The sequence below is a fragment of the Desulfuromonadaceae bacterium genome (assembly GCA_019429445.1).
In the GTDB taxonomy this organism is placed as follows: domain Bacteria; phylum Desulfobacterota; class Desulfuromonadia; order Desulfuromonadales; family JAHYIW01; genus JAHYIW01.
In genome coordinates, this window is record JAHYIW010000052.1 from 1 (window position 1) to 6,873 (window position 6,873).

The following is a 6,873-nucleotide window of genomic DNA, read 5'->3' on the forward strand; positions in this document are numbered from 1 at the left end:
TCATGAGCGCACCGGACGACCTTTAGGCTCAGGGTCCTTTCTGGACACGGTGGAGGAGCAGTTGAGACGGACGGTTCGCCCTCAGAAGCCGGGCCCCAAGAAGAAAGATCATTGAGTTAGGTATACTCGGTGGCCTTCGACGACAGTTACCGACTCAACGAGGTGCTGGTTCGCTCGGCCGCGCTTGCTCCCGATGTGGTGGCGCAAGGGATCGCGCAGACCCGTGACAAAGTCGCGCGGCGGGTGGCGCTGTTCCGCGAGAGTCGGTCGCTGGTCGAACTGGCCGGGCGCGAGCTGGTGGTGGTCGATGACGGCCTGGCCAGCGGCTTTACCCTGCTGGTCGCCCTGGCCGCGTTGCGCAATGCCGGGGCGACCACGCTCATTGTCGCCGTGCCGACCGCCCATGAACGGGCGCTGTTGCGTGTGGCCGCGACGGCTGACGCCGTCTGCTGCGCCAATGTTCGCCAGGGAGCGCGTTTTGCCGTGGCGGCGGCCTACCGGCGCGGGTACGATGTCAGCGAAGCGGAGTCCGGACGCCTGCTCTGGTCACGGAACTCCGCTCCGGCCTGATGACACGAATTAACCCGCCCCGGGGTCTGTATCCGCTGCATCTTGGAACAACAGGTCGCGCCGCGTCGGTGCGACGCAGAGCTGGCCCCGATGTCGGTCGGAACAACGTTTAATCGACCGACCGAGCGGGGGACGAGAAGACGATTGCCGAGCGGTTGGCATGGATAGAGTCTTCGACGGTCGGGGGGTGGGGAGGATGACACGCGATAATGGTCTGTTTTTTCTTGCCAAATTACATTGTACCCCTATAATGATGAAATTTACTGGCATAAGCATTAATTTTTTCGGGAGATTTGTTATGATTCGGTTTGCAACGCGACTTGTCATTTTGTTGGTGGTTGTCCTGGCTTTCGGTAGCAGTGCTCTGGCTGAGAACCGCGCGGGGGCGGTCACGCTGACGCCGCTGGTCGGTATTCATGTACTCGATGGTGCCCTCGACCTGGAGAATCAAGGGTTCGCCGGGCTCGGGTTCGGCTACAATGTCGACAAAAACTGGAGCCTCGAACTTGATGGCCGCTATACGCCGACCGAGTATGATGCCAGCCGCGGGAGCCGGGATGTCGGTATCTATACCATCGGTGCCGGTCTGCTCTATCATTTTCAGCCCGAAGACGCCCTCAACCCCTATCTGGGGGTCGGCCTTGGCGGGATCATCTATGATTTTGACAAAGGCGGTCGGGGGCAGGATGAAGACTACATGGGCTACGTGAATGGTGGCATCAAACACGTTCTTACCGAGCTGCTCGCTTTGCGGATCGATCTGCGCTACATGCTCAACCCCAAGACCCAGGCTGACTTCGCTTCAGATAGTGGTGATGAGCGCGAATGGCGTCATCATTTCCAGGCCATGCTTGGGCTGGCCTTTCAGTTTGGCGGCACCTCCAGTACACCGGTGAAGGCCGTGCCGGTAGCCGAAGCGTGGCCCGAGCAGCGATCGGAAGAAGTTCCGGTCGAGGTTCAGGCTCCGGCCCTGGTTGAGACCCAGCTTCAATCTCCGCTTGACAGCGACAAAGATGGTGTTCTGGACGCGCATGACGAGTGTCCGGGGACGGCCGCCGGGGTGCGCGTCGGTTTCACTGGTTGTCCGCTTGACAGCGACAACGACGGTATTGCTGACAGCTATGATGAGTGCCCCGGAACGGCCGCCGGAGTTACGGTTGACGTCAACGGTTGCCCGCCCGACAGCGATAAGGATGGCGTTGCTGACAGCGAGGACATCTGTCCGAACACCCGCGCCGGGTTGGCGGTCGACCGTAAGGGGTGTCCGCCGCCGATCGAGCAAAACGTCAAAATCAATCTCAATATTTTGTTCGCTTCAGGGCAGACAAAAATCGCGAATCGATACACTGCTGAAATCAATAAACTCGGTGAATTCATGAATACCTATCCGGGCACGACCACGACGATTGAAGGATACACCGACAGTACCGGCTCTGCCGCACTGAACAAAAAACTTTCTCAGCGGCGTGCCGATGCGGTGCGCACCTACCTGATTAAAAAATATCAAATTGCTCCCGCTCGTATCAAGGCCGTCGGTCACGGGCCCAAGAATCCGGTCGCCGATAATGCCACCGCTGCGGGGCGTCGGCAAAACCGGCGGATTGAGGCTGCGATCGAGACCACCGTGTTCAAACCCCGGTAACCGTATCCGAATATAGTTACACCCGTAACGACAAAGCCTCCGGTATCTCTTCCGGGGGCTTTGTCGTTACGGAAATCCGTCCCGGTCAAATTTATCCCCCTTTATTTTTTGCATATCTGCAAAACCCGCCATATCCGGTCGCGTCATCGCAAAATACACCTGCATATCTCCGTAATCTCCGGTGTTGCACCATTTTGAAAAACATTTCGCAGTTAAACTCTTCCCCCTGTTTATTCGCAACAGCGCAAATCCCTGGCCGTCGAACCTTTGTGTCAAGACTGTTTTACTTTTTTATAACTTATTGAATTTAAAGGATAAAATTTAATATTAAATATTTTTATCGGGTTGGTATCCAGGTTGCTAACTAGACGCATACATAACAATGTATCGGCAGATAAAACATTTCAAAAGGAGTGAGCAGATGCTGAATCGATTACTGCGAAAAAAACCTGCTCCGATCAAATTCCGCGGCAGGAGGCGTTGGCCGCTCCTTTTTCAACTGAGATACACAGCCATGCAAGACAGCTTTTTTATGACAAAGGAGAAAATAACTATGAAGAAAGTAACTGCTTTTAGTGGATGGCGGGTTGTCATTGCCGGAACGGGAATCAATCTTGCTCTCGGTATCCTGTATGCCTACAGCATGCTCAAGGGGGATATTGGCAAGCTGTTCAGTGGTGCCGGTGACCCGTACGCGGTAGCGTGTCTCTCTTTTGCCGCTTCGATGATTATCGGTGGCAAGGCGCAGGACAAGTTTGGCCCGCGAATCACCGCCATCATCGGTGGATTGCTGGTCGGTGCAGGTTTTATCGTCTGTTCACAAACATCCGCCTACTGGGGGTGGATTCTCGGTTTTGGCGTGCTGGCCGGTCTCGGTTTCGGTTTTGGATATTCTGCCGCCACTCCGCCAGCGTTGAAATGGTTTCCATCGACCAAGACCGGTCTGATCGCCGGGATTGTGGTATCTGGTTTTGGCATCGCGCCGGTTTATCTGGCGCCGGTGTCCAAGTATTTGCTCGGTGCTTACGGATTGCACAATACGATGATGATTCTGGGCATTGCTTTTATTGCTATTGTCTGCGGTATGGCGCTGATGGTGACCAATCCTCCTGCGGGCTTCGTGCCTGCCGAAACGGCAACGATCCAGGCAAAGAAATTGTCCAGTGTTGTCAACATGACCCCGCAAGAGGTGTTGCGGGACAAACGCCTCTATCTGCTCTGGATTGCCTTTTTTGTCGGCGCCGGTGCCGGGCTGATGGTGATTGGCAGTGTTGCCGGGATCGCCAAAAAGAGCATGGGCGAATACGCCTTTATCGCCGTCGCCGTGATGGCCATCGGCAACGCATCGGGACGCATTATCGCCGGTATTCTCTCGGACAAAATTGGCCGGGTGAACACGTTGATGATCATGCTGGTTTTTCAGGCGATGTTGATGTTTTCCGCTATCTGGGTGGTTGGCGGAAATCACGGTGGCGCGATTCTGGTAACGTTGCTGGCGACCTTCATGGGTTTTAATTACGGAACCAATTTATCACTCTTCCCTTCCTTTGCCAAAGATTACTGGGGTGCCACCCATTACGGAATGAACTACGGTATCCTGTTTTCGGCCTGGGGGATCGGGGCTTTTGTCCTGGTGAAGCTCTCCGCAGCAATTACCGTTAAAACTGGTGGCGTTGCAACTTCTTTTGCTGCCGCCGGAATCTTGCTACTGATCGGCGCGATGATCGCCAGAACGTTGACCCCCCCGCAGGTTGCCGACGACGTTGTCGTCCCGGTTACCGAAGCGGAACTCGCCGTCGAACAGGCGCGCAATTAAAAATATATCGACTCAGTCGATCAGCTCCACCCCATAGTGTTACACCTCTGTTATTCGGCCCCTTTCGAGGGGCCGTTTTTTTTACTTTGCTACGCATCAATTTTTTTACTGACATCGGCGGCGTACGCTGTAAACTCTAATTTTGCCAAAATTACATACACTGTGAGGTTTTTGAAGAATGACATCTTTATCTGTTGGTGACTGTTACGCCGGTTTTCATGTTGATTCAAATCATGATTTGAAAGAAATTAATGCCCGTCTGTGGCGTCTCACCCATGGTGTGACCGGGGCCCGTCTGAGCTATCTTGAAACGTCCGATCCGAACAATCTTTTTGCGGTCGGCTTTCGTACTCCGCCCGCAGACTCGACCGGCGTTGCACACATCCTCGAACACACGGTTCTTTGCGGATCGCAAAATTTTCCGGTGCGCGATCCGTTTTTTGCGATGCTCAAGCGCAGTCTCAATACGTTCATGAATGCGATGACCTCCAGTGACTGGACGCTTTATCCGTTCTCCAGCATGAATCGCAAAGATTACGACAATCTGCTCTCAATCTATCTTGACGCGACTTTTTTTCCACTGTTGCGGGAAGAAGACTTTGGTCAGGAAGGACACCGTCTTGAATTTACGGTAGCCGACGATCCGCACTCCGCGCTGACATATAAAGGGGTGGTTTACAACGAGATGAAAGGGGCAATGGCTGATCCGGCTTCGCTGGTCAGTCGCCGTCTGCACCGCCACCTTTTTCCGACGACGACTTATCGGCACAACTCCGGGGGCGAGCCGAGTGACATCCCCGCCCTGACGCATGCTGCCCTGAAAAGATTCCACGCTGAATATTATCATCCGAGCAATGCCTGGTTTTTCTTGTACGGGAGTTTTCCGTTGGAAGAACATCTGGCAATGATTGAAGGGCGCGTGCTCAAGCATTTCGGCGCGCGCAAGGTCAACAGCCAGGTTGCGAGTGAACAGCGTTTGTCGGCACCGTTGCGCGTCAACGAAACCTTTCCGCTCCCTGCCGGGGAAGCACACGAGCGCAAAACTATTGTGCAGATCGGCTGGCTGACCTGCGATATTGAGGACCGTTTCGAATCTTTCTCCCTCGGCGTTCTTGCCAGTCTGCTGTTGGGTAATTCGGCTGCGCCGCTCTATCGGGCGTTGATTGAATCGGGACTCGGGAGCGGGCTGGCTCCGGGGATCGGCTACCACGATGATTATCGCAGTACCTACTTTGCTGCCGGTTTGCAGGGGACGCATGTTGACAGTACCGAGGCGATTGAGCAGCTGATTATCCAGACGCTGGAAGAGGTTGTGGCGCAGGGTTTCACCCCGGAGCGGATCGAGGGCGTATTGCACCGCCTGGAATTTTCGCAACGCGAGGTCAGTGGCGACCATTATCCTTACCCTCTGGCGCTGTTGATGCGGCTTTTCGGCTCGTGGCTGCATTGTGATGATCCGCTGTCCCCGTTGCAGCTTGAAGATTGTTTCCACACCTTGCGCGACAAACTGGCGCAAAAGGATTACTTTGCAGACCTGGTTCGCCGCCAGCTGCTCAATAACCCTCATCGTGTCACCCTGACGCTGCGCCCCGATCCGGAACAGCAGTCGCGGGAAGATCAGGCTCTGGCTGAGAAATTAAGCGCGCTGCGAGCCAGCTTCAGAGGCGAAGATTGTGACGCGCTGGTCAGGCAAGCGGCAGCGCTTCAGCGGGGGCAGGAACAGGCAGAGAACCTGGATTGTCTGCCGACCCTGGCCCTCGCCGACATCCCGGCTGAGGAAATCGCTGTTCCCTATCTGCGCTGTGATTACCGTGATCGACCCATTTACCGTTTTGACCAGCCGACCAACGGGATCGGCTATTTTGCCGCTCATTTCACTACCGACGGCTTGCCGGATGAGCTGCGGCCATGGGTGCCGTTGAGTTGTGCGCTGCTTAACCAGATTGGCGCGGCCGGTTACGACTATCAGCAGATGGCAACGCGGATCGAAGCGGGCACTGGTGGTGTCGGGGCGGGGACAGATGTGCTGGTGGCCCCTGCGTCGTTGACTCATTTTGACGGACTGGTTGCGGTGCGCGGAAAGGCTCTGACGCGCAATCAGCCGACGATGTACGAAATTCTGCGCGACCTGCTGACGGCTCCTGATTTTACCAACCTGGAGCGCTTGGCAACGATCATTGGTCAAATGAAAACCGGTTTGGAAAATTCGATCCCTGGTTCCGGTCACAGTTACGCGGCACGTTCTGCCGCGGCTGGTCTCTTTGCCGCAGGACGTCTGCGCGAGGAATGGGCGGGGATCAGTTTTTTTCAGCGGCTCAAACAATTGGCGGCGCTGCCGACGGCGGATTTGGCTGAACCGGCGCGCATGTTGGCAGAGACTGCTGCGCGGCTTTTCTGCCGCGCAAACCTGACGGCTGCCGTGACTTGCGAGGAAGCAAACTTTGCCGCTGTTGAGACTCCATTGCAAGAATTCATTGCAGCGCTCCCCCCCGGCGCACCGCACGCGGCGACGCTCACGCCGTTCAACGCTTCATCGCTGCGGGTCGGGTGGGTGGCCCCGGTCCCGGTCAGTTATGTTGCCCAGGTATTCCCCGCAGTCCCTTATGTGCATCCCGATGCCGCGCCGTTGCAAGTTTTGGCCAAACTGCTGCGGGCTGGTTATCTGCATCGGGAAATTCGTGAAAAAGGGGGGGCCTACGGGGGGATGGCGGGGTATAACGCCGAAGGGGGGACCTTTTCACTCCTTTCCTATCGTGATCCGCATGTGCAGCGTACCCTTGATGTTTACGATGCTGCGGCCCGCTGGGCGGCGCGCGGTGATTTTGATGACGCCGCTATCAAAGAG

General features: G+C 55.8%; 4 protein-coding genes. All 4 read left to right on the top strand.

Annotation, left to right across the window (positions count from 1 at the left end; translation table 11 throughout):
* Window positions 1-129 precede the first annotated feature (129 nt).
* Entirely contained in the window at window positions 130-570 is a 441-nt protein-coding gene (locus K0A93_13360) for a hypothetical protein (protein MBW6513076.1), read from the top strand.
* A 298-nt stretch (window positions 571-868) separates the two neighbouring features.
* Complete coding sequence (locus K0A93_13365) at window positions 869-2,212, top strand: OmpA family protein (protein ID MBW6513077.1); 1,344 nt, start codon at window positions 869-871, stop codon at window positions 2,210-2,212.
* A 553-nt stretch (window positions 2,213-2,765) separates the two neighbouring features.
* On the top strand, window positions 2,766-4,028 hold the full coding sequence (locus tag K0A93_13370) for an OFA family MFS transporter (GenBank protein MBW6513078.1): 1,263 nt from the start codon (window positions 2,766-2,768) through the stop codon (window positions 4,026-4,028).
* Between the two features lie 178 nt (window positions 4,029-4,206).
* Window positions 4,207-6,873 (top strand): insulinase family protein (locus tag K0A93_13375; protein MBW6513079.1); only part of this gene is annotated, 2,667 nt, incomplete at its 3' end.

Excerpts from the sequence above, each read along its gene's own strand:
- K0A93_13365 (MBW6513077.1), top strand. The coding sequence starts at position 869 with ATGATTCGGTTTGCAACGCGACTTGTCATTTTGTTGGTGGTTGTCCTG.
- K0A93_13370 (MBW6513078.1), top strand. The coding sequence starts at position 2,766 with ATGAAGAAAGTAACTGCTTTTAGTGGATGGCGGGTTGTCATTGCCGGA.